Consider the following 19472-nt stretch of genomic DNA (forward strand, 5'->3'; position numbering starts at 1 on the left):
TTGCGCCACTGGGAGAAGGGCGAGCAGGGGATGGACATCGCACCCGGTGTGGGGGAGCTGGACCTCCACCCCGACCACCTGCCCGACGGGCTCGTGGTGGCCAACCGGCTGGGCCTGGTCTGTAGCTTCAACGCCGAGGCCGCCCGGCTCACCGGCACGGCGCCCGCCGCCGCCCTCGGGCGGCCCGTGGAGGCCGTGCTGCCGCTGGAGGACCCCGACGGCCGCCGCTGGTGGCGGGTGACCAACCCCTACCGCGGCCTGTCCACCCGCTCGGGCCAGCCGGAGCGCAACCTCCTGCTGCCCGGCGGCCGGGAGGTCCTGGTCGCCGCCCGGTACGTGCGCTCCCGGCCCGCCGGCCCCGTGCGGCGCCTGGTCGTCACGCTGCGCGGCACCGACGCCCGCCAGCGCAGCGAGCGCAGCAACGCGGAGCTGATCGCCACCGTCGCCCACGAGCTGCGGTCGCCCCTGACGTCGGTCAAGGGCTTCACCGCCACCCTGCTGGACAAGTGGGACCGCTTCACCGACGAGCAGAAGCGGCTGATGATGCAGACCGTCGACAGCGACGCCGACCGCATCACCCGGCTGATCACCGAGCTGCTGGACGTCTCCCGCATCGACTCCGGCCGTCTGGAGATCCGCCGCCAGCCGGTCCGCCTCGACGAGGCGGTCCGCCGCCACGTGAAGACCCTCGTCAACGGCGGCTGCCCGGCCGAGCGCTTCGACCTGCGTGTCACGGAACCGCTGCCGGGACTGTGGGCCGACCCGGACAAGATCGACCAGGTGCTGGGCAACCTGCTGGAAAACGCCGTGCGCCACGGCGCGGGAACCGTCACCATCGAGATGCACCGCGTGCCGCCCAGCACCACCCGCCCGGAAGGAACCGCAGTCACCGTGAGCGACCAGGGTCCCGGCATCCCCGAGGAGGCCATGCACCGGGTCTTCACGCGCTTCTGGCGCGGCGGCGACGGCGGCGGCACGGGCCTTGGCCTGTACATCGTCAAGGGCATCGTCGAGGCGCACGGGGGGACCGTGACCGTCGGCCGCTCCGCCGGGGGCGGCGCCCGCTTCCGATTTATCCTGCCCGCGGGCACCCCGGCCTTCCTGGCCTGACGACTCCACGGAGTCGCGGGGGCGAACAGGGCCCCCGCACCGCCGCCCGCGGGCCACCACGCCACGCGAGACCACCCCGCGTGCCCCCGTAGACTCACGTTCCGGGGCGCGCGGCCTCACACAGGCACGCCACACGGAAGCACGGGATAGAGATGTCGGGACCGAACACGTCGTACGACCCGGTCGAGGTCGAGGCACTGAAACCGGAAGAGATCGAGCGGGCGCTCGCCGACGCGCTCGCCGCCGTCGCCGCCGCGACGGACCTCGACGCGCTGCGCGAGGCCAAGGCCGCCCACACCGGCCCCAGCTCGCCGCTGGCGCTGGCCAACCGCGAGATCGGCGCCCTGCCGCCCCAGGCCCGCGCCGAGGCGGGCCGGCGCGTGGGCCAGGCGCGCGGCGAGCTCGGCAGGGCCCTGGCCGTCCGCCAGACCGAGCTGGAGGCCGAGCGCGACGAGCGGGTGCTGGTGGAGGAGGCGGTGGACGTCACGCTGCCGTACGACCGGGTGCCGGCCGGCGCCCGCCACCCCATCACCACCCTCTCCGAGCGCATCGAGGACGTCTTCGTGGCCATGGGCTACGAGGTCGCCGAGGGGCCCGAGGTCGAGGCCGAGTGGTTCAACTTCGACGCCCTCAACATCGGCCCCGACCACCCGGCCCGCGCCGAGAGCGACACCTTCTACGTCGCGGGCGCCGAGGAGGGCACCGCCTCCGGCGCGGTGCTGCGCACCCACACCTCCCCGGTGCAGATCCGGTCGATGCTGGAGCACCGCGAGCCGCCGATCTACGTGATCTGCCCGGGCCGCGTCTACCGCACCGACGAGGTGGACGCCACCCACAGCCCCGTCTTCCACCAGGTGGAGTGCCTGGCCGTGGACGAGGGCCTCACCATGGCCGACCTCAAGGGCACCCTCGACCACATGGTGCGCTCGCTCTTCGGCGGCGAGGGCATGCGCACCCGGCTGCGCCCCGACTACTTCCCCTTCACCGAGCCGTCCGCCGAGATGGACATGGTGTGCTACGTCTGCCGGGGCGAGTCCGTCGGGAACCCCGACCGCCCCTGCCGCACCTGCTCCTCCGAGGGCTGGATCGAGCTCGGCGGCTGCGGCGTGGTCAACCCCCGGGTCCTTCTCGCGTGCGGCATCGACCCCGAGCGGTACAGCGGCTTCGCGTTCGGCTTCGGCATCGAGCGGATGCTGATGTTCCGCAACAACGTCCAGGACATGCGCGACATGATCGAGGCCGACGTTCGCTTCACCCGGCCGTTCGGAACGGAGGTCTGAGCCCGATGCGTGTCCCGCTCTCCTGGCTTCGCGAGTACGTCGACCTGCCGGCCGACGTCACCGGCCGCGACGTCGCCGCGAAGCTCGTCTCCGCAGGGCTTGAGGTCGAGGCCGTCGAGCCGCTCGGCTCGGACGTCTCCGGACCCCTCGTGGTCGGCCAGGTGCTCGCCATCGAGGAGCTGGCCGGCTTCAAGAAGCCGATCCGGTACTGCCAGGTCGACGTCGGCTCCGCCAACGGCACCGGCGCGCCGCAGAACATCGTCTGCGGCGCGGTCAACTTCCGCGAGGGCGACAAGGTCGTCGTCGTGCTGCCGGGCGGCGTGCTGCCCGGGGGCTTCAAGATCTCCGCCCGCAAGACCTACGGCCACGTCTCCGAGGGCATGATCTGCTCCGCCCGCGAGCTCGGCATGGGAGAGGACCACGCCGGCATCGTGGTCCTCCCGCCCGAGTACGAGCCGGGGACCGACGCCGTCGAGCTGCTGGAGCTCGTCGACGAGGTCCTCGACATCGCCGTCAACCCCGACCGCGGCTACTGCCTGTCGATGCGGGGCGTCGCCCGCGAGACGGCGATCGCCTTCGGCCTGCCGCTGCGCGACCCGGCCCTGCTCGACGTCCCCGAGCCCACCGACGACGGCTTCCCCGTCGAGGTGGCCGACCAGGCCGCCTGCGACCGCTTCGTCGCCCGCACCGTCACCGGCGTGCGGCCCGAGGCCCGCTCCCCGATCTGGCTGCAACGCCGCCTGCAGAAGGCCGGCATGCGCCCCGTCTCGCTGGCCGTGGACATCGCCAACTACGTGATGCTGGAGATCGGCCAGCCGCTGCACACCTACGACCGCGCCCGCGTCGCCGGGGCGATCAGCGTGCGCCGCGCCGAGCCGGGCGAGACGCTGGCCACGCTCGACGGCGTGACGCGCACCCTCGACCCCGAGGACCTGGTGATCACCGACGCCACCGGCCCCATCGGCCTGGCCGGCGTGATGGGCGGCGCGGGCACGGAGATCACCGGATCGGTCGTCGAGCACGTCGTCGGCCCGGCCGAGGGCACCACGGAGATCGTGATCGAGGCGGCTCACTTCGACCCGGTGGCCGTCGCCCGCACCGCACGCCGCCACCGGCTGTCGACCGAGGCGTCCCGCCGCTTCGAGCGGGGCGTGGACCCGCTGGCGCCCGCGGCCGCCGCGCAGCGCGCCGTCGACCTGCTGAAGCTGCTGGCCGGCGGGCACGTCGAGCCGGGCGTCACCGACGTCTCGACCGGCACCCTCGCGCGCAGCGTCACCCTCGCCGCCGACCACCCCGACCGCGTCGCGGGCATGAGCTACGGCCGCGAGACGGTCGTGCGCCGCCTCCAGCAGATCGGCTGCGACGTCGTCGGCATGGACGAGCTGACGGTGACCGTGCCCAGCTGGCGCCCGGACCTCGCCGCGCCCAACGACCTGGCCGAGGAGGTCATCCGGCTCGAGGGCTACGAGTCCCTGCCCGCCAACCTGCCCCGGCCGCCCGCCGGCCGGGGCCTGACCGACCGGCAGCGGCTGCACCGCCGCGTCGGCCGCGCGCTGGCCGGCGCCGGGTACGTCGAGGCGCTGAACTACCCCTTCCTCAGCCGCCCGGCGCTGGACGCCCTCGGCCTGCCGAAGGACGACCCGCGCCGCCGCATGGTGCTGCTCGCCAACCCGCTCTCCGAGGAGGAGCCGGGCCTGCGGACGACGCTGCTGCCCGGCCTGCTCCAGGCGCTGCGCCGCAACGACCGGCGCGGCAACCACGACCTGGCCCTGTTCGAGACCGGTCTGGTCTTCCGCCCGACCGGCCAGGAGCCGGCCGCGGGCCGGCCGTCGGTGACGGGCCGTCCCACCGACGCCGAGATCGCCCAGCTGGACGCGGCCCTGCCCGCGCAGCCGCGGCGCGTGGCCGTGGCCCTGGCCGGCGAGCGGGAGCGGGCGGGCTGGTGGGGCGGCGGCCGTGCGGCCGGCTGGGCCGACGCCGTCGAGGCCGCCCGCGTGGTGGCCCGCGAGGCGCGGGTCGAGCTCGTCATCGAGTCCGACCAGCACGCGCCGTGGCACCCGGGCCGGTGCGCCGCGCTCCTCGTGGACCTCGACGGGGAGCGGACCCTCGTTGGCCACGCCGGCGAGCTGCACCCGCGCGTCGTCACCGCGATGGGGCTGCCGCCGCGCAGCTGCGCCATGGAGATGGACCTCGACCTGCTGCTGCGCGCCGGGCAGGGGCCGCTGGCCGCGCCGGCCGTCTCCACGTTCCCCGTCGCCACCCAGGACGTGGCGCTGGTGGTGGACGCCGGGGTGCCCGCCGCCGCGGTGGAGGCGGCGCTGCGTGCCGGGGCCGGGGAGCTGCTGGAGTCGCTGCGCCTGTTCGACGTCTTCACCGGCGAGCAGCTCGGCGAGGGCCGGAAGTCGCTGGCGTACGCGTTGCGCTTCCGCGCCGCCGACCGCACCCTGACGGCCGAGGAGGCCACCGCGGCGCGCGACGCCGCCGTCGCGGAGGCCACCGCCCGCACGGGGGCGGCGCTGCGCGGCGCCTAGCCCGTCACGTGGCCCGTCACGTGGCCCCTGCGCCACGTCCCGACGCCGCCGGCTCCGGCGCCCGCCGCCCCGCTCACCGGTCCCACGGTCCGGCGGGCAGGGCGGCGGCCCTCCCGGGGTCGGTGAGCCCGGCCATCAGGTCGCCGTCGGCTCGCAGCCGTTCAGGCAGGTCTCGCAGGGTGTGGACGAGCTGCTCGGGCTCGGTGCAGTCCTCGACCTCCTCCCAGGCAAGCGGCGCGGAGACGGTCGGCGTGGGCTGGGCGCGCAGCGTGTAGGGGGCGGCCGTCGTCTTCCGGGCGGCGTTCTGGCTGTGGTCGATGAAGACCTTCCCCGGGCGCAGCCGCCGCGCCATCGCCGCGATGGCCAGGCCCGGCAGCGCGTCCGTGGCCTCCTCGGCCACGGCCCTGGCGTAGGCGCTGGCCTTGCGGGAGTCCACCGGGCGCAGGGAGCACAGCAGGTGCAGGCCCTTGGAGCCCGAGGTCTTGGCGTAGGCGGTGAGGCCGTCGGCGGCCAGCCGCTCGCGCAGCCAGGCGGCGACGCGGCAGCACTCGACGACGGTGGCGGGCGGCCCGGGGTCGAGGTCGAGGACCAGCCGGTCGGCGACGCCCTGCTCGGCGGCCGTCCACTGCGGGACGTGGAACTCGGCGACGAGGTTGGCGGCCCAGACCACCGAGGCGACCTCGTCGAGCACCACCTGCCGAAGAGTGCCGCCCTCGGCGCGCCGGAAGGCGCCCACCGTCACCCAGTCGGGCGTGCCCGGCGGCACGTTCTTGGCGAAGAAGCGCTGCCCACCCGGCCCGTCGGGGAAGCGGAGCAGGCTGAGGGGCCGCCCGGTGAGGTGGGGGAGCATCACGGGGGCGGTCGCGGCGTAGTAGTGGACGACCTCGCCCTTGGTCGTGCCGTCGGGATAGATCGACTTGTCGAGATTGGTGAGCCGGAGCCGACGCCCCTCGACGTCCACAACAGGCATACCCTGAGACTGCATGAAAGTGGCGAAAGGGGCGAATGATGCGAACGGTCTGGAAGGGGTCCATCTCGTTCGGCCTGGTGAGCATTCCGGTGAAGGTCGTCGCCGCCACCGAGAGCCACAGCGTCTCCTTCCGCCAGGTCCACACCCGCGACACCGGCCGGATCCGCTACCGCAAGGTGTGCGAGGCCGAGGGTGAGGAGGTGCCCAACGACGAGATCGGTCGCGCCTACGAGACGGCCGACGGCGGTCTGGTGCCCCTCAGCGACGCCGACTTCGACTCGCTGCCGCTGCCCTCCACCCGCACCGTGGACATCCTCGGCTTCGTCGCCCTGGACTCCATCGACCCCTACCAGCTCGACCGCTCCTACTACCTGACGCCCGACCCCGGCGCCACCAAGCCGTACGTGCTGCTGCGGGAGGCGCTGCGCCGCTCGGAGAAGGGCGCGATCGCGAAGGTCGCGATGCGCGGCCGGGAGACCCTGGCGCTGCTGCGGGCCCTGGACGGGCAGGGACGCGAGGTGCTCGGCATGCACACCCTGCTGTGGCCCGACGAGATCAGGTCGGCGGCCGAGCTCGGGCCCACCGAGCAGGTCACGGTGCGCGACGCCGAGCTCGACATGGCCGACACGCTCATGGACACCCTCGGCACGGTCGCGATGGAGGAACTGCACGACGAGTACCGCGAGGCCGTCGACGCGCTGGTCAGCGCCAAGCTCGCCGGCACCGAGCCGGAGCGGCCACGGGAGCCGGCGCCGACCGGAGGGCAGGTCGTCGACCTCATGGCCGCCCTGGAGGACAGCGTCCGCAGCGCCCGCAGGACCCGCGGCTCCGGCGGGGGAGAGGACGCCGAGGACCGCGCGGAGACGGCGCCGCGGAAGAGGACCTCCTCACGCGGGACGACGAAGCAGACGCAGAAGAAGGCGGCGTCGAAGAAGACGTCGAAGACGTCGAAGAAGACCCCCGCCAAGAAGCCGGGCGGTGGCCGCCGCGCCGCCTGAGCCGCCGTCGCCGCGTTCGCCCCTGTCCTGGCCGCCGGGCCCGTGCGCCCGGGTCGCGACCACGTCCGCGTCCGCGACCGGCGGGTGACCACCCTGACGAACGTGATGACCTGAGGCGCACGCCGTACGCCGGCCGCCCCGCCCTCGGGCGCGTGCCGGTCAGGGCCGGGTGGCGGTCAGAACAGCGCCACGGGCGTGTGCGGCCGTCGGGTGCTGGCGGGTCACCCGTACGGGTAGAAACCCGCGCCCGTCTTGCGCCCCAGGTGGCCCGCGGCCACCATCCGGCGCAGCAGCGGGGGAGCGGCGTAGCTCGGGTCGCGGTACTCCTCGTACATCGAGTCCGCTATGGCCGCGACCGTGTCGAGGCCGATCAGGTCGGCGAGCCGCAGCGGCCCCATGGGATGGGCGCAGCCCAGCTCCATGCCCTTGTCGATGTCGTCCCTGCCGGCCGCGCCGGACTCGAACATCCGGACGGCCGCCAGCAGGTACGGCACGAGCAGCGCGTTGACGACGAACCCCGAGCGGTCCTGGGCGCGGATCGGGTGCTTGTCCAGCACCTGCACGACCAGCGTCTCGGCCCGGCGCAACGTCTCCTCGCTCGTCGTCAGCGCCGGGATCAGCTCCACCAGCCGCTGCACCTGCGCCGGGTTGAAGAAGTGGACGCCGAGCACCTGTCCGGGGCGCGAGGTGGCGACCGCGAGCTTGACCACGGGAACGGAGGAGGTGTTCGTGGCCAGGATGGCGTCCGGACGGGTGACGACCTGGTCGAGCACCTGGAAGATCTCCGTCTTCACCTGCTCGTTCTCCACGACGGCCTCGATCACGAGGTCCCGGTCGGCGAACTCGCCGAGATCGGTGGTGAAGCTCAGCCGATCCAGCGTCGCCTCGCGCTCCTCCTCGGTGAGCTTGCCCCGCTCGACGGCCCGCTCCAGCGACCGCACCAGGCGGGTGCGCCCCAGCTCCAGCGCCTCCCCCGTGGTCTCCGCGACCCGGACCGAGAGCCCGGCCCGCGCGGCGACCTCCGCGATACCGGCTCCCATCTGGCCGCAGCCCACCACCCCGACCCGTTCGATGTCCGTCACACCCACACCTTGCCCTTTCCGGATCGCCGCGTGCCGAGCGGTCTCCCGTGCCCCGACCGTACCGGGCGGTCGGGGCGCCGCCCCACCCGGGTGCGGGCGCGCCCGCCGCGCCGTGTGTCGACGTGGCGGGCGCGCCCTTCCGGCCAGGCCGGTCAGGGCCGCACGGGTGAGGGCGGCGGCGCGGATCAGTCCGTCGAGCAGGGCTCGCCGTCGACCGTGAACGCGGTGGGTGGGGCGTTGCCGCCGCTCGTGGAGGCCAGGAAGCCGAGGCTCGCCGACGCTCCGGGCTGGAGCGTGGCGTTCCACGACGCCGGGGTGGCCGTGACCTCGTCACCCTGCTGGGTGAACGACCCGTTCCACATCTGGCTGATCTCCTGGCCGTCGGGGAACGTCCAGCGCAGCTCCCAGTCGGCCAGCGGCTCCGTGGCGGTGTTGGTCACGGTCACCTCGCCCTGGAAGCCGCCCGACCACTCGCCCGTCACCCGGTAGTCCACCGCGCAGTCGGCGTCCCCCGGCGGGTCGGTCGGCGGGTCGGTCGGCTCGCCGGGGCCCTCGCCCGGGTCCCCGGTCGGGTCGCCGTAGATGACGCCGCGCCCGTTGGTGGCGACGTAGACCCGGCCGAAGACGTCCGGGTCGCCGGTGATGGCGGCGCCGGTCCAGGCCCACTGGTGCTCGTCGTCGTTGATCCGCAGCCAGCTCGCCCCGGCGTCGGTGGAGCGGTGGATGCCGAGCACCCCGTCGACCACGCCGTAGCTGTAGAGGGCGGGGTAGTCGGCGCCCGGCGCGGGCGCGCCGAAGCCGATCGTCTCGGCCTCGGCGATGCTCGTCACCCGGGTGAAGGTCTGCCCGGCGTCCGTGGAGTGCCACAGCCCGTCGCCCTTGCCCGCCAGCCAGACGTCGCCGCGGGCCGCGGTGGTGGTGGCGAGGTAGGAGCCGGCCGTCGGCAGGCCCGAGGCCGGGGAGGCGGCAAAGCTCGCGCCCCCGTCGGTGCTGACGTAGAAGGTGCCCTCGAAGACGCCGTAGAAGACCTCCGGGTCGACCCGGTCGGACACCACGTGGGCGCCCTCCGGCAGGCCCTCGGCCCGCGACCACGAGGTGCCGAAGCCCTGCGTGACGTGGGGTGCCGCGTTCGACGGCGCCCACACGAAACGGCTGCCGTCGGCCGAGGCGGCCACGGTGCCGCCCTGCGCGCCGGAGGCGGGCACGGTGCCGTCGAACCAGTTACTCCCGCCGTCGGTGGAGAACTGGACGGTCGGCGCGGAGCTCTCGCTGACGTGGGTGCCGACGCGGACCACCGTGTTCGGCGAGGACTCCGCGAAGTCCAGGCTCTGGGTCGAGCCGAAGCTCGGGAAGTGGCGCTGCATCACCTGGTCGACGTCGGTGTGGCGGAAGCCCGCGATGTCGCCGAGGCCGCTGAGCAGCTCGGTGCCTGCGCCGGGGGGCGCGGCCAGGTCGAGCACGGCGGTCTCCTCCAGGCCCGCGACCATCGGCTCGACCGTGAAGGTCTCGTCACGGTCCCAGGCGGTGAGCTCGGTGGTGCCGTACAGCGTCGCGCCCGTGCCGTACATCATCCGGTCGGGGTTGAACGGGTCGATCTCCAGCGCCTCGGTCATCCAGCCCAGCTTGGGGTTCTCCTCCGGCGGCTGTGGCGTGGCGCCGTTGTCCAGCCACGGGACGGCGGAGACGTCGATCTCGTAACGCTTGTCCCGGTTCGGGTAGCTGGTGAACTCCCAGGCGCGCGTCCAGCTGTCGCCGCCGTCGGTGGAGCGGAAGAACTGCGTGTCGGGCCACCAGGAGCTGTAGCCGCTGACCATCAGCGTGCCCGGGTTCTGACGGTCGACCGTCAGGCCGCTGAAGCCGAAGTAGCGGTCGCCTCCGGCCGGCACGGGGGAGATGTCCGTCCACGTGCCCGCGGCGGTGTCGTAGCGCCAGACCTCGCCGTCGGTGCCGTCGTACGGGCCCGGGTCGTCGCTGGTCGCGACGTACAGGTCACCGGTGGCCTCGTCCAGCTCGCCCTGGTGGGGCAGGAAGCCCGTGGGCGCGCCCGGGACCGGCTCCCAGCTCGCGCCGCCGTCGGTGGAGCGGTAGACGCTCTCCTCCAGGTCCGCGACGCCGGCGTACAGGGTCTGGGTGGGGCTGCCGGGGGAGCCCGTGCTCGGGTCGAAGGTGATCCAGACGACGCCGATGAGGTCGTTGAGGTACCCGTTGGGGTCGTCGGGGTCGATGGCGTAGTCGCCGGGGTTGGGGAAGGCCGTGACCTCCTGCCACGTCACCCCGGAGTCGGTGCTGCGCCACAGCCCGTGGCCGCTCGGGGCGCCGAAGTACAGGACGCTGTTGTCGTTCGGGTCGATCGCCAGGCGCTCGCCCATGCCACGGCCCGGCATGTTGCCGCCGACCTTGAACGGCAGCTCCGTGGTCTGCCAGGTCTCGCCGCGGTCGCCGGAGCGCAGGATGGCGCCGTTGTTGGGGTCCCAGTCGTTGGTGTAGGTGCCGACGGCGGCGTAGACGTTGTCCGGGTCGACGGGATCGGTGGCGATGGAGGCGACGCCGCTGTAGCCCCACCGGTCGTTGCCGACGTGGTCGAGCAGCGGGATCCACGTCTGGTCCTGCTCGTTCCAGCGGTAGGCGCCGCCGATGTCGGTCCTGGCGTAGGCGAGGTTCGGCTCGGTGCGGTTGAACACGATGCCGGGGACGAAGCCGCCACCGTTGATCTGCACGTTCTGCCAGGCGTACTCGGCCGCCTGTCTCGGCTCGGCCGCCGCCCGTCTCGCGCCGGTGTCCTCGTCGCCCGTGGCGACGGACGCGGTGGCGACCAGCAGGCCGCTGGTCACGGCCGCGCCGGCCAGCAGGGCGACGGCGCGTTTCCTTCTGCGCACGCTGGTACTCCTCTTCTTCATCAGCCGACGTGGTGGCACACACCAGGCGGCGGGATGGGGTGGGAAAAGGGAAGGGAAACACCCCATGGGAGCGCTCCCAGAGGCGCGGGTGCCGCTGATGCTAACTATCGAATCTTGTTCGCATAAGGGGTGTGTCACGCGGTTCTCACGACCGGTGCCCGTAAGCTGTGGCGAGCCGGTGAGGCCGGCGTCGAGACGGAGAAGGGGTGGCGAGGAATGGCACGAATCTCCCGCAGGGGCATGGCTGTTGCCACCGCCGGCACGATCGGCGGTTTCCTGACGCTCTCCCAGGCGTCCGCCGCCACCCGCCACCCCGTCCGTCCCGACGACGCGGCCTCGGCGGCCGGTGGGGGCGGCGGCGAGCTGCGGGGGATGTGGATCGCCTCGGTCGTCAACATCGACTGGCCCCCGGAGCCGGGGCTCACCCCCCGGCAGGCCCAGACGGAGCTCGTCGCGCTGCTGGACGCCGCCGTCGCCCGCGGTCTGAACACCGTCTTCCTCCAGGTCCGCCCCACGGCCGACGCCTTCTGGCCCTCGCCGCACGAGCCGTGGTCGGAGTGGCTGACCGGGGTGCCCGGCCAGGACCCCGGCTGGGACCCGCTGGACTTCGCGGTGAACGCGGCCCACGACCGCGGTCTGGAGCTGCACGCCTGGTTCAACCCGTACCGCGTGGCGATGCACGCCGACCCGTCACGGCTGGCCGAGGGGCACCCGGCGCGGCTTCACCCGGAGTGGGTGGTCTCCTACGGCGGCCGGCTGTACTACAACCCCGGCCTTCCCGAGGTGCGCGCCTTCGTCCAGGACGCGATGATCGACGCCGTCGAGCGGTACCCGATCGACGGCGTCCACTTCGACGACTACTTCTACCCCTACCCCGTGGCCGGCCAGACCTTCGACGACGACGAGGCCTTCGCCGCGCACGGCGGCGACTTCGCCGACCGGGGCGACTGGCGTCGGCACAACACCGACCAGCTGATCATCGAGATGCGCGAGCGGGTCCGCAGGGCCAGACCCGGCATCCCGTTCGGCGTCAGCCCCTTCGGGATCTGGCGCAACAGCTCGACCGACCCGCTGGGCTCGGACACCGCCGGCGGCGTGCAGACCTACGACGACCTCTACGCGGACGTGCGGACGTGGGTCCGCGAGGGCTGGCTGGACTACGTCATCCCCCAGGTGTACTGGAACATCGGCTTCGCGGCCGCCGACTACGCCACGCTCGTCCCCTGGTGGTCGAAGGTGGCGCGCGGCACCGGCGTCAGGCTCTACGTCGGCGAGGCCCTGTACAAGGCGGGCGACCCGGCGCAGCCCGCGGCCTGGCAGGACCCAGCGGAGCTCTCCCGGCACCTCACCCTGTGCCGCGAGCACCCCGAGGTGCGGGGCAACGTGTTCTACTCGGCCGTCTACGTCGCCTCCGACCCCGTCGGCGCCATGGCCCGGGTCCAGGCGGACCACTACACGCGCCGGGTGCCGCGGCAGCCCGACGACACGGGGCGTCGGGACCGCGGGCCGGCGCGGGGGCGCTCCGCGGGCACCGGGCGCTGACGAACGGCGCCTAACGGCGGCGCCGCCCCGTGGCGTGCTCCACGACCGAGTCGGGGCCCGGGGACATCACCGTCTCGTGGCCGTCCGGAAAGCGGACGCGGAACGGTGGCTCGCCGCCGCGCCCCATGACCTCGACGATCTCGCCCTGCCGGTCCTGCTGTCCCACGACCCTGCCGTGGGTGAGCAGGTGGTCGCCAACCTTGGCTCGCATCAGGTCTCCCTCCCGCCGTCGGTGGGGTGTTTCGTCGCGTATGGCCCATTTTACGGCTATCTCCGCGCGCAGGTGCCGCACCCCGCCCTCCGGTCGCCCGCCGAATCCGGCCGTTGTCGTGCCGTAACGGGCGAACCCGCCGAGGACGGGCAGGCAATGCCTTGGTCTGGCTTTGTGTTCGATACTGGTGCACCTGTTCGGCTGCTCGTACCATCGCGGCATGCTGGTCACGCTCGTCGCGGCGGCGCGCACCTCGACGCTGCTCGACACCCGTTTCGGTGATGACCGCCCCCTCGATCCAGCGGGCTGGCGGGCGGTGGAGCGGGCCGTTCCCGCCCTGGTGGCGCTCGCCGCCGCCGAGCTCAGGTACTGCTCCCCGTCGCCGAGCAGCCGCCAGACCGGCGACGCGCTCGGCCTGTCCCCGATCGCGCAGCCGGCGCTGCGCGACTGCGACATGGGGCGGTGGCGCGGGATGACGCTCCAGGAGGTCACCGTGCGCGAGCCCGGGGCGGTCGACCGGTGGCTCGCCGACCCGACCTCGGCGCCGCACGGCGGCGAGCCGCTGCTCGCCTTCGTCTCGCGGATCGGCGGGTGGCTCGACACCCGTCCCGCCGACGGCGACTGCCGCATCGTGGCCGTCACCGAGCCGTCGGTGATCCGAGCGGCGATGCTCTACGCGCTGAAGGCACCGCCGCAGTCGTACTGGCGCACCGAGGTCCATCCACTCTCGGTCGTCAGCTTCAGCGGTTCCAGGGGCCGGTGGAGTCTGCGGCTGGGCTGAGCCGGCCCAGCAGCTCGCCCGCCAGTGCGACGGCCCGGTCCAGCCGGCCCTTCTCCGTGGTGTCGAGCGTGGGGTTGGCCGCCCGCACGGCCCTGGCCCACGCCAGGTCCGCGGCGTCGAACGGCGCGCCGGCGTCGGCGGTGGACAGGTGGGTCGGGAGGTGGGTCAGGAGGGCGCGCAGGATTCCGCTCGCGCCCCGCGCGACCGCGTCGGCGGGGCCGACCGCGACCTCGGCGAGGATGAGGGCGGAGACCGCGCGGTCCCGGCCCGGTGGCCCCTGTGTGGCGTTGGCCCAGTCGATCACGACCGGCCCGCGCGGCGTCATCAGCACGTTCTCGGGGTGGAGGTCGAGGTGGAGCACGCGCGCGGCGGGGTCGTCGGCGCGCGGTGGTGGGATCTGGTGCAGCGACGCGAGGAGGCGCGCGAGCGTGGCGCCCGCCGCCTCGGCGGTGAGGTCTCCGGCCAGGACCGCCGCCGCCATGGTCGGTCCCGTCAGCCGCTCCAGCACCAGGTCGGGGCTCGCCGCGGCGGCGCCCGTCGCGGCGGCGGGGTCGGCGGCGGGTCCGGGGGACGGTCCGCTGGCGGGGTCGGGCGTCGCGGGGAAGACCGCGGGCACCGGGTAGCCGTGGCCGGCGACGTGCGCCATCAGCGCGGCCTCGGCCGTGGCGTCCGTGCCCTCCCGGTACCGGCGCAGCACGCGCCGCTCGTCCAGGGCGTACACGTCGGCCGTGCGGCCGGAACCGAGCAACCCGCCGATCTCCACGGCCGCGACGCTACCAGGGCGCACGAGCGCGGCCAGCCGCCGTGGTCGTGCGCCCTGCGTGGTCTCAGGCGGGCTTCTCCCACAGGGAGACGTGCCGCTCGCTCTCGCTCGTGAACGGCTCGCGCCGCCACCCCTCCCACCGCTCGCGCAGCCGCAGGCCGGCGAGTTCGGCCATCAGGTCGAGCTCCGCCGGCCACACGTACCGGAAGGGGATCGACCGGTACGAGCCGCGCCCGTCGACGACCTCGACGTAGTTCGAGCTCATCGCCTGCGTCGCGGTGTCGTACACGTCGAACGACCACCGCGTCGGGCTCACGTGGAAGGGCACGACGTGCTGGCCCGGCGGGAGCCTGCGCAGCTCGGGGACGCCCACCTCGAGGAGGAAGCAGCCGCCGGGCGCGAGGTGCGCGGCGACGTTGCGGAAGCAGGCGACCTGGGCGGCCTGGGTCGTGAGGTTCATGATCGTGTTGAAGACCAGGTACGCCAGGGAGAAGGTGCCGGGCGCCCGTGCCGAGGAGAAGTCGCCGATGGTCACGCCGATCGCGTCGCCGCCGGGCTTGGCGCGCAGCCGGGCGGCCATGGCCTTCGACAACTCGATGCCGTGGACCTCGACGCCGCGCTCCGCGAGCGGCAGCGCGACGCGACCGGTCCCGACTCCCAGTTCCAACGCGCGCCCCCCGCCGGCGAGTTCTTCCAGCAGGTCGGCCATCGGTCCCACGACCTCGGGACGGGACAGGGCGGCCGTGTCGTCGTCGTAGCGCGCCGCGACGCTCTCACCGAAGTACCCGTCGCCGTCGGTGTCGTTGGTCGTCGTCTCCACGTGCCGACCGTAGGGGCTGGGGGCGGGGCGTCGCACGTGCTTTTCCGCCCCCCGTTCAACGCGGGGAGCGGCAGCCGTTATTGACAGGTACTCGGCAGCGTGTCTGACTGTACGCGGTCGTGTTACTCGCGAGTGTTACTGATTGGTCGTCAAGGCGCAGGGGACACGAGGAGGACCGCGTGGGTGAGCGAAGAGGGACGTGGTCGCGCCAGAGAGGCGCGCTGGTGCTGGCGGGGGCGCTCACGGCCGTCGCCGCCCTCGCCGCCGCGGCGCCGAGGGCGGCGGTGAGCGGCGCCGCCCTCGCCCCGCTCGCGTCCTCCTCCGCCTTCCCGCTGGCCGATCCCGACACCGTCAGGGCCAGGGACGGCCGGTACGTCACCTACGGCACCACGGTCCCCGCGGGCCGTGGCCGGCGCTGCGACGGCGCGACGGGACGGCTCTTCGTCCCCGTGCTGGTGCACGGCTCGGGCAACACGGTCGGCATGACGGACTGCGCCTCGGGCGACGCGCTGCCCGGCGGGCCCGGCGCCTGGGCGGAGCCGGGTGCCGCCGTCTGGGCCCCCGGCGTCGCCCGCTTCGGCGACCGCTACGTCATGAACTACACCGCCACGCGCAAGGGCGCGGGGCAGAAGTGCCTCGGCCGGGCGGTCTCGACCTCCGCCCGGGGCCCGTTCCGGAACGCGGGCGGCTGGGCCTGCCCACCGGCCGGCCGGTGGGCGATCGACGCCAACCCCTTCGTCAGCGGAGGCTCGCTGTACGTCACCTACCGGGACGACCCGGTCGCCACCGGCCCGGAGACCGGCGTCTCGACGGTGCGCACCGACGCCGAGGGACGTGCCCTGTGGAACACCCGCAGGACCGTCCTCCTCAGCACGGACGCCACCTGGGACACCAGGAAGAGCGCCAGCGGCACCCAGGTCGTGGAGAACCCCTCGATGTGGCGGATGCCCGACGGCCGCTGGTACCTGAGGTACTCCGGCAACAACTGGGACAGCGCCCGGTACGCCACCGGCGTCGCTGAGTGCGGCACCTCGCCCCTACCCACCTCGCGCTGCCGACCGCTCCGCCGGGGCGTGGAGCGGCCGTACTTCGGGTTCACCGGCACCGCCGGGCTCGGCCCCTACCATGGCCTGCCGGGCAACCACCGTGGCCCCGGCGGCACGGACGTCTCCGCCGCCGCCGACGGCGGCCCGCGCGTGGTGTGGCACGGGTGGGACGGTGGGCCGCGCTTTCCCATGACCGGCGTCCTCGGCCGTGGTGCCGACGGCTTCGTCGTTCGCTGAGCCCACCACCGCGCCGTCCACGCGAACCGCATCGTCCACGCGAACCGCATCGTCCATGTGAAGCGCATCGTCCACATGAAGCGCCGTCCACGCGATCGCGTGGCGCCGGCGCGAACCGCACCCCGTCCAACCAGAAGGGATCCCATGGAAGCGATCAGCAGGAGACGCGCCCTCACCCTCGCGGGCGGCGCCCTCGTCGGTACGGCGGGGGCGCTGGCCGCCCCCCGCGAGGCCCGGGCGGCGACCGCCTGGCAGCGCCTCGTGGTCGTCACGGCCAACATCGGTCGGAAGAACCTGGGGCAACGCGAGCGGGCCATCCGCGACGTCCGTCGCGCCGTGACCATCGACGGCCAGCTCACCAGGCCCCTCGTGGGCTGGCAGGAGATCGGCGAGGGCGACGGCGGTGGGGAGGAGGCGCGGTGGATCAACCAGTACTTCGGCAGCGCCTACCGCAACGCCTTCGTGGGCGACGCCGCGGCCTCCCGCGGGCCGATATCGGTTCCCCGGGCGTACCGGATCGTCGACCGCAGGGTCACCCGCGCCCACGGTGGCCTGGCGGGCGTCTCGCCGCACCGCGTCATCACCCAGGTCCTGCTGGAGCGCGCGAACGATCCCAAGCTGCGGTTCGTGTTCGCCAACACCCACTTCGTCGCGGGAGCCTGGAACGGCGAGCAGGACTCCCACGAGCAGTGGCGGGTCGACATGTGGCGGACCCACTTCCGGAAGCAGCGTGACGACGTCCTCGGCCACTGGCGCTCGCGCGGCTTCCCCGTGATCTGGACGGGCGACGTGAACCGCACCCCGATGCCGCTCTTCCTCCCCCGGCACGAGAAGCGGGCCTTCGCCCGGGGGATCGACCAGATCGGCTGGGTGCCGGGCACCAACGGCACCCAGATACGGCTCCGCTGGACGAAGGTCGTTCCCATGTACGTCGACGGGCACGACGCCCGAGTCGCCGTTCTCCAGGTGCGCCGGGCCTGACCGTTGGTGCGCCCCCCGGTCGCCGCCGACGCTCCCGCCCCGGCGCGAGCGTCGGCGGCGACCGCGCGGGCCACGCCCAGGCGGCCGTTCGAGCGGCACGACCGTCCCTGTTGTCGAAAGGTGCCAAAGCCAGCCCCCGCGCGCCGCGCTCTACTTGTTGGTAACAACGTCTGGTCGGATCGCGGCCCTGCCTCTACGGTCGTCGCATGCCGAACCTGCCCGACGTCGTCCTGTGGTCCATTCCGGCGTTCGTGCTGCTCACCGCCGTGGAGATGGTCAGCTACCGGATCCATCCGGACGACGACAAGGCCGGGTACGAGGTCAGGGACGCCGCCACCAGTCTCAGCATGGGCGCCGGCAGCCTCGTCTTCGACCTCCTGTGGAAGATCCCGACCGTCGCGATCTACACCGCCGTCTACGAGCTGACCCCGCTGCGCGTCCCCGTCGAGTGGTGGACGATCCCGCTGATGCTGCTCGCGCAGGACTTCCTCTACTACTGGCAGCACCGCGGCCACCACGTCGTCCGCATCCTGTGGGCCTGCCACGTGGTCCACCACAGCAGCCGCAGGTTCAACCTCACCACCGCGCTGCGTCAGCCGTGGACCAGCCTGACGTCCTGGCCGTTCTACCTGCCGATGATCCTCCTCGGCGTGCACCCGGCGGCCGTCGCGTTCTGCTACTCGGTCAACCTCGTCTACCAGTTCTGGATCCACACCGAGCGCGTCGACAGGCTGCCCGCCCCGCTGGAGTTCCTCCTCAACACGCCCTCGCACCACCGCGTGCACCACGCCTCGCAGGGCGGATACCTGGACCGGAACTTCGGCGGCATCCTGATCGTCTGGGACCGGATGTTCGGCTCCTGGGCGGGTGAGACCGTCAAGCCCGTCTTCGGTCTCACCAAGAACATCACCACCTACAACCCACTGCGCGTCGCCACCCACGAGTACGTCGCCATCGCGCGCGACGTCCGGGCAGCGACCAACTGGCGCGAGCGTGCGGGGCGGGTGTTCCGTGGTCCCGGCTGGCGGCCGGGCCCCGGCCCCGGCGCCGACGGCCGCGCCGACGAAGCCGTCGAAGGCCGCGTCGACAGCCGCCTCGACGCCCGCGCCGACGGCCGTGCCGAGGCCGGCCCTGTCACGGCGGAGCCCGCCGCGTGAGGCCCCCCGGTCCCTCCCGCACGGCGCTCGCCGCCTTCCTGCTCCTCTCCTTCCTGCTCGCCGCCTGCGTCGACCTGGTGTCACTGCTCGCGGGCGCCGACCTCGGCCACGTCGTCGCCAAGCCGCTCCTCATGCCGCTCCTGGCCGCGTACGCCGCGGCGAGCGGCGCGCCGCGTCCCCTGGTCGCCGCGCTGCTGTTCGGCTGGGGCGGCGACGTCCTGCTGCTCCTCGACAACGACCCGGCCTTCCTGCTCGGCATGGGCTCCTTCGCCGCGGGACACGTCTGCTACCTGCTGCTCTTCGGTCGTCGGAGCACGTCCGTCGGCCTGGGGCTCGGGTACGCGGTCGTGCTCGTGGGCGTCGTCGCGCTGCTCTGGCCCGACCTGCCGGCCGAACTGCGCGTCCCCGTCGCCGGGTACTCGCTGCTGCTCGCCGCCATGGCGTACCGCGCGAGCTCGCTCGGCGTGCTCGCCGGAGTCGGCGGCGCGCTGTTCCTGCTCTCCGACACCCTGATCGCGACGGACCTCGCGGAGTGGCCGCAGCCGCCCGCCGCCGACGCCTGGGTCATGGCCACCTACCTCGCCGCGCAGTACCTGCTCACGGCGGGCGTCCTCGCCGCGACCTCCAGCGGTGGGAGACCGGCGAGGGCCACCGGGGTCAGCGGCTGACCAGCCTGTCGAAGAGCGGCCAGCCGTCCAGCCGCGTCTCTCCCGGCACGTCCGGCAGGACGCCACGCGCCGCCGCCTCGTCGAGCAACCGACGGACGACGCCTGGCTCGTGGAGGTTCAGCAGGTCGCCCTGACCGTCTGCGACCGAGCCCGCGTACCAGTGCCCCTCGGCGACGTAGCGGCCGGGCCCCGCGGGGAAGAGGATCCGCACGGTCGTCCTGACGCCCTGCCGGTGAAGGGACAGCACCTCGTGGCACCGGGGACGATGGCTGTGGTGCACCGACCACAGCCACGTCGTGTCGCCCACGACCAGACGGCGGAGCCGGCCGTCCTTCCTCATCGCGGATCCTCCCGTCCAGCGGCGCGCCGTCCTCGAGCCTAAAGGTGGGGGAGACGGC

General features: G+C 73.7%; 17 protein-coding genes. 10 read left to right on the top strand and 7 right to left on the bottom strand.

What is annotated here, in order from left to right:
• Window positions 1-30 precede the first annotated feature (30 nt).
• The 3 genes from ACTWP5_RS08180 to pheT all read left to right on the top strand — a co-directional run bounded on the left by ACTWP5_RS08180 (window position 31) and on the right by pheT (window position 4921).
• Window positions 31-1110: an ATP-binding protein gene (locus ACTWP5_RS08180; protein WP_443220102.1), complete on the top strand. Its 1080-nt coding sequence runs from the start codon at window positions 31-33 to the stop codon at window positions 1108-1110.
• Window positions 1111-1262: 152 nt separating this feature from the next.
• Window positions 1263-2390, top strand: coding sequence for a phenylalanine--tRNA ligase subunit alpha (gene pheS, locus ACTWP5_RS08185; RefSeq protein ID WP_443220103.1), 1128 nt, complete (start codon window positions 1263-1265; stop codon window positions 2388-2390).
• A 5-nt stretch (window positions 2391-2395) separates the two neighbouring features.
• Window positions 2396-4921, top strand: a complete 2526-nt coding sequence (pheT, locus tag ACTWP5_RS08190) for a phenylalanine--tRNA ligase subunit beta (RefSeq protein WP_443220104.1) — start codon at window positions 2396-2398, stop codon at window positions 4919-4921.
• A 73-nt stretch (window positions 4922-4994) separates the two neighbouring features.
• On the opposite strand, the gene ligD is transcribed toward pheT, so the two are convergent.
• Window positions 4995-5891: a non-homologous end-joining DNA ligase gene (gene ligD / locus ACTWP5_RS08195; protein ID WP_443220105.1), complete on the bottom strand. Its 897-nt coding sequence runs from the start codon at window positions 5889-5891 to the stop codon at window positions 4995-4997.
• Between the two features lie 38 nt (window positions 5892-5929).
• On the opposite strand from ligD, the gene ku reads away from it, so the two are divergent.
• Window positions 5930-6889, top strand: coding sequence for a non-homologous end joining protein Ku (gene ku, locus ACTWP5_RS08200; RefSeq protein WP_443220212.1), 960 nt, complete (start codon window positions 5930-5932; stop codon window positions 6887-6889).
• Window positions 6890-7110: 221 nt separating this feature from the next.
• Here the strand turns inward: ku and ACTWP5_RS08205 are convergent, their stop codons facing one another.
• Both ACTWP5_RS08205 and ACTWP5_RS08210 read right to left on the bottom strand, forming a co-directional pair.
• A complete protein-coding gene (locus ACTWP5_RS08205) occupies window positions 7111-7971 on the bottom strand; it encodes a 3-hydroxybutyryl-CoA dehydrogenase (RefSeq protein ID WP_443220106.1) in 861 nt (286 codons plus the stop codon).
• 185 nt (window positions 7972-8156) lie between these two features.
• Window positions 8157-10847, bottom strand: a complete 2691-nt coding sequence (locus ACTWP5_RS08210) for a cellulose binding domain-containing protein (RefSeq protein ID WP_443220107.1) — start codon at window positions 10845-10847, stop codon at window positions 8157-8159.
• Between the two features lie 237 nt (window positions 10848-11084).
• Between ACTWP5_RS08210 and ACTWP5_RS08215 the strand changes: the two genes are divergently transcribed.
• Window positions 11085-12410: a glycoside hydrolase family 10 protein gene (locus ACTWP5_RS08215; protein ID WP_443220108.1), complete on the top strand. Its 1326-nt coding sequence runs from the start codon at window positions 11085-11087 to the stop codon at window positions 12408-12410.
• Between the two features lie 10 nt (window positions 12411-12420).
• Here ACTWP5_RS08215 and ACTWP5_RS08220 read toward each other — a convergent pair whose 3' ends face one another.
• Window positions 12421-12621, bottom strand: a complete 201-nt coding sequence (locus ACTWP5_RS08220; protein ID WP_443220109.1) for a DUF1918 domain-containing protein — start codon at window positions 12619-12621, stop codon at window positions 12421-12423.
• 220 nt (window positions 12622-12841) lie between these two features.
• On the opposite strand from ACTWP5_RS08220, the gene ACTWP5_RS08225 reads away from it, so the two are divergent.
• Entirely contained in the window at window positions 12842-13402 is a 561-nt protein-coding gene (locus ACTWP5_RS08225) for a histidine phosphatase family protein (protein WP_443220110.1), read from the top strand.
• Here ACTWP5_RS08225 and ACTWP5_RS08230 read toward each other — a convergent pair.
• Both ACTWP5_RS08230 and ACTWP5_RS08235 read right to left on the bottom strand, forming a co-directional pair.
• Window positions 13362-14165 (bottom strand): phosphotransferase, encoded by an 804-nt coding sequence (locus ACTWP5_RS08230; RefSeq protein WP_443220111.1) that lies wholly within the window; start codon window positions 14163-14165, stop codon window positions 13362-13364. The two genes, ACTWP5_RS08225 and ACTWP5_RS08230, sit on opposite strands and share 41 nt — an antisense overlap.
• 64 nt (window positions 14166-14229) lie before the next feature.
• Entirely contained in the window at window positions 14230-14985 is a 756-nt protein-coding gene (locus ACTWP5_RS08235) for a class I SAM-dependent DNA methyltransferase (protein WP_443220112.1), read from the bottom strand.
• A gap of 179 nt (window positions 14986-15164) precedes the next feature.
• Between ACTWP5_RS08235 and ACTWP5_RS08240 the strand changes: the two genes are divergently transcribed.
• The 4 genes from ACTWP5_RS08240 to ACTWP5_RS08255 all read left to right on the top strand — a co-directional run bounded on the left by ACTWP5_RS08240 (window position 15165) and on the right by ACTWP5_RS08255 (window position 19074).
• Window positions 15165-16268, top strand: a complete 1104-nt coding sequence (locus ACTWP5_RS08240; protein WP_443220113.1) for a family 43 glycosylhydrolase — start codon at window positions 15165-15167, stop codon at window positions 16266-16268.
• A 144-nt stretch (window positions 16269-16412) separates the two neighbouring features.
• Window positions 16413-17249, top strand: coding sequence for a hypothetical protein (locus ACTWP5_RS08245; protein WP_443220114.1), 837 nt, complete (start codon window positions 16413-16415; stop codon window positions 17247-17249).
• Window positions 17250-17455: 206 nt separating this feature from the next.
• Complete coding sequence (locus ACTWP5_RS08250; protein ID WP_443220115.1) at window positions 17456-18406, top strand: sterol desaturase family protein; 951 nt, start codon at window positions 17456-17458, stop codon at window positions 18404-18406.
• A complete protein-coding gene (locus ACTWP5_RS08255; protein ID WP_443220116.1) occupies window positions 18403-19074 on the top strand; it encodes a lysoplasmalogenase in 672 nt (223 codons plus the stop codon). The genes ACTWP5_RS08250 and ACTWP5_RS08255 overlap by 4 nt, the downstream gene beginning before the upstream one ends.
• Here the strand turns inward: ACTWP5_RS08255 and ACTWP5_RS08260 are convergent.
• Complete coding sequence (locus ACTWP5_RS08260; RefSeq protein WP_443220117.1) at window positions 19064-19414, bottom strand: hypothetical protein; 351 nt, start codon at window positions 19412-19414, stop codon at window positions 19064-19066. The genes ACTWP5_RS08255 and ACTWP5_RS08260 overlap by 11 nt on opposite strands.
• Window positions 19415-19472: the final 58 nt, after the last annotated feature.

Source organism: Streptomyces sp. 4N509B, from assembly GCF_052245655.1.
Lineage (GTDB): Bacteria > Actinomycetota > Actinomycetes > Streptomycetales > Streptomycetaceae > Streptomyces.

Excerpts from the sequence above, each read along its gene's own strand:
- ligD (WP_443220105.1), bottom strand. The coding sequence starts at position 5,891 with ATGCCTGTTGTGGACGTCGAGGGGCGTCGGCTCCGGCTCACCAATCTC.
- ACTWP5_RS08180 (WP_443220102.1), top strand. The coding sequence starts at position 31 with ATGGACATCGCACCCGGTGTGGGGGAGCTGGACCTCCACCCCGACCAC.
- ACTWP5_RS08225 (WP_443220110.1), top strand. The coding sequence starts at position 12,842 with ATGCTGGTCACGCTCGTCGCGGCGGCGCGCACCTCGACGCTGCTCGAC.
- ACTWP5_RS08260 (WP_443220117.1), bottom strand. The coding sequence starts at position 19,414 with ATGAGGAAGGACGGCCGGCTCCGCCGTCTGGTCGTGGGCGACACGACG.
- ku (WP_443220212.1), top strand. The coding sequence starts at position 5,930 with ATGCGAACGGTCTGGAAGGGGTCCATCTCGTTCGGCCTGGTGAGCATT.
- pheS (WP_443220103.1), top strand. The coding sequence starts at position 1,263 with ATGTCGGGACCGAACACGTCGTACGACCCGGTCGAGGTCGAGGCACTG.
- ACTWP5_RS08245 (WP_443220114.1), top strand. The coding sequence starts at position 16,413 with ATGGAAGCGATCAGCAGGAGACGCGCCCTCACCCTCGCGGGCGGCGCC.
- ACTWP5_RS08220 (WP_443220109.1), bottom strand. The coding sequence starts at position 12,621 with ATGCGAGCCAAGGTTGGCGACCACCTGCTCACCCACGGCAGGGTCGTG.
- pheT (WP_443220104.1), top strand. The coding sequence starts at position 2,396 with ATGCGTGTCCCGCTCTCCTGGCTTCGCGAGTACGTCGACCTGCCGGCC.
- ACTWP5_RS08250 (WP_443220115.1), top strand. The coding sequence starts at position 17,456 with ATGCCGAACCTGCCCGACGTCGTCCTGTGGTCCATTCCGGCGTTCGTG.
- ACTWP5_RS08215 (WP_443220108.1), top strand. The coding sequence starts at position 11,085 with ATGGCACGAATCTCCCGCAGGGGCATGGCTGTTGCCACCGCCGGCACG.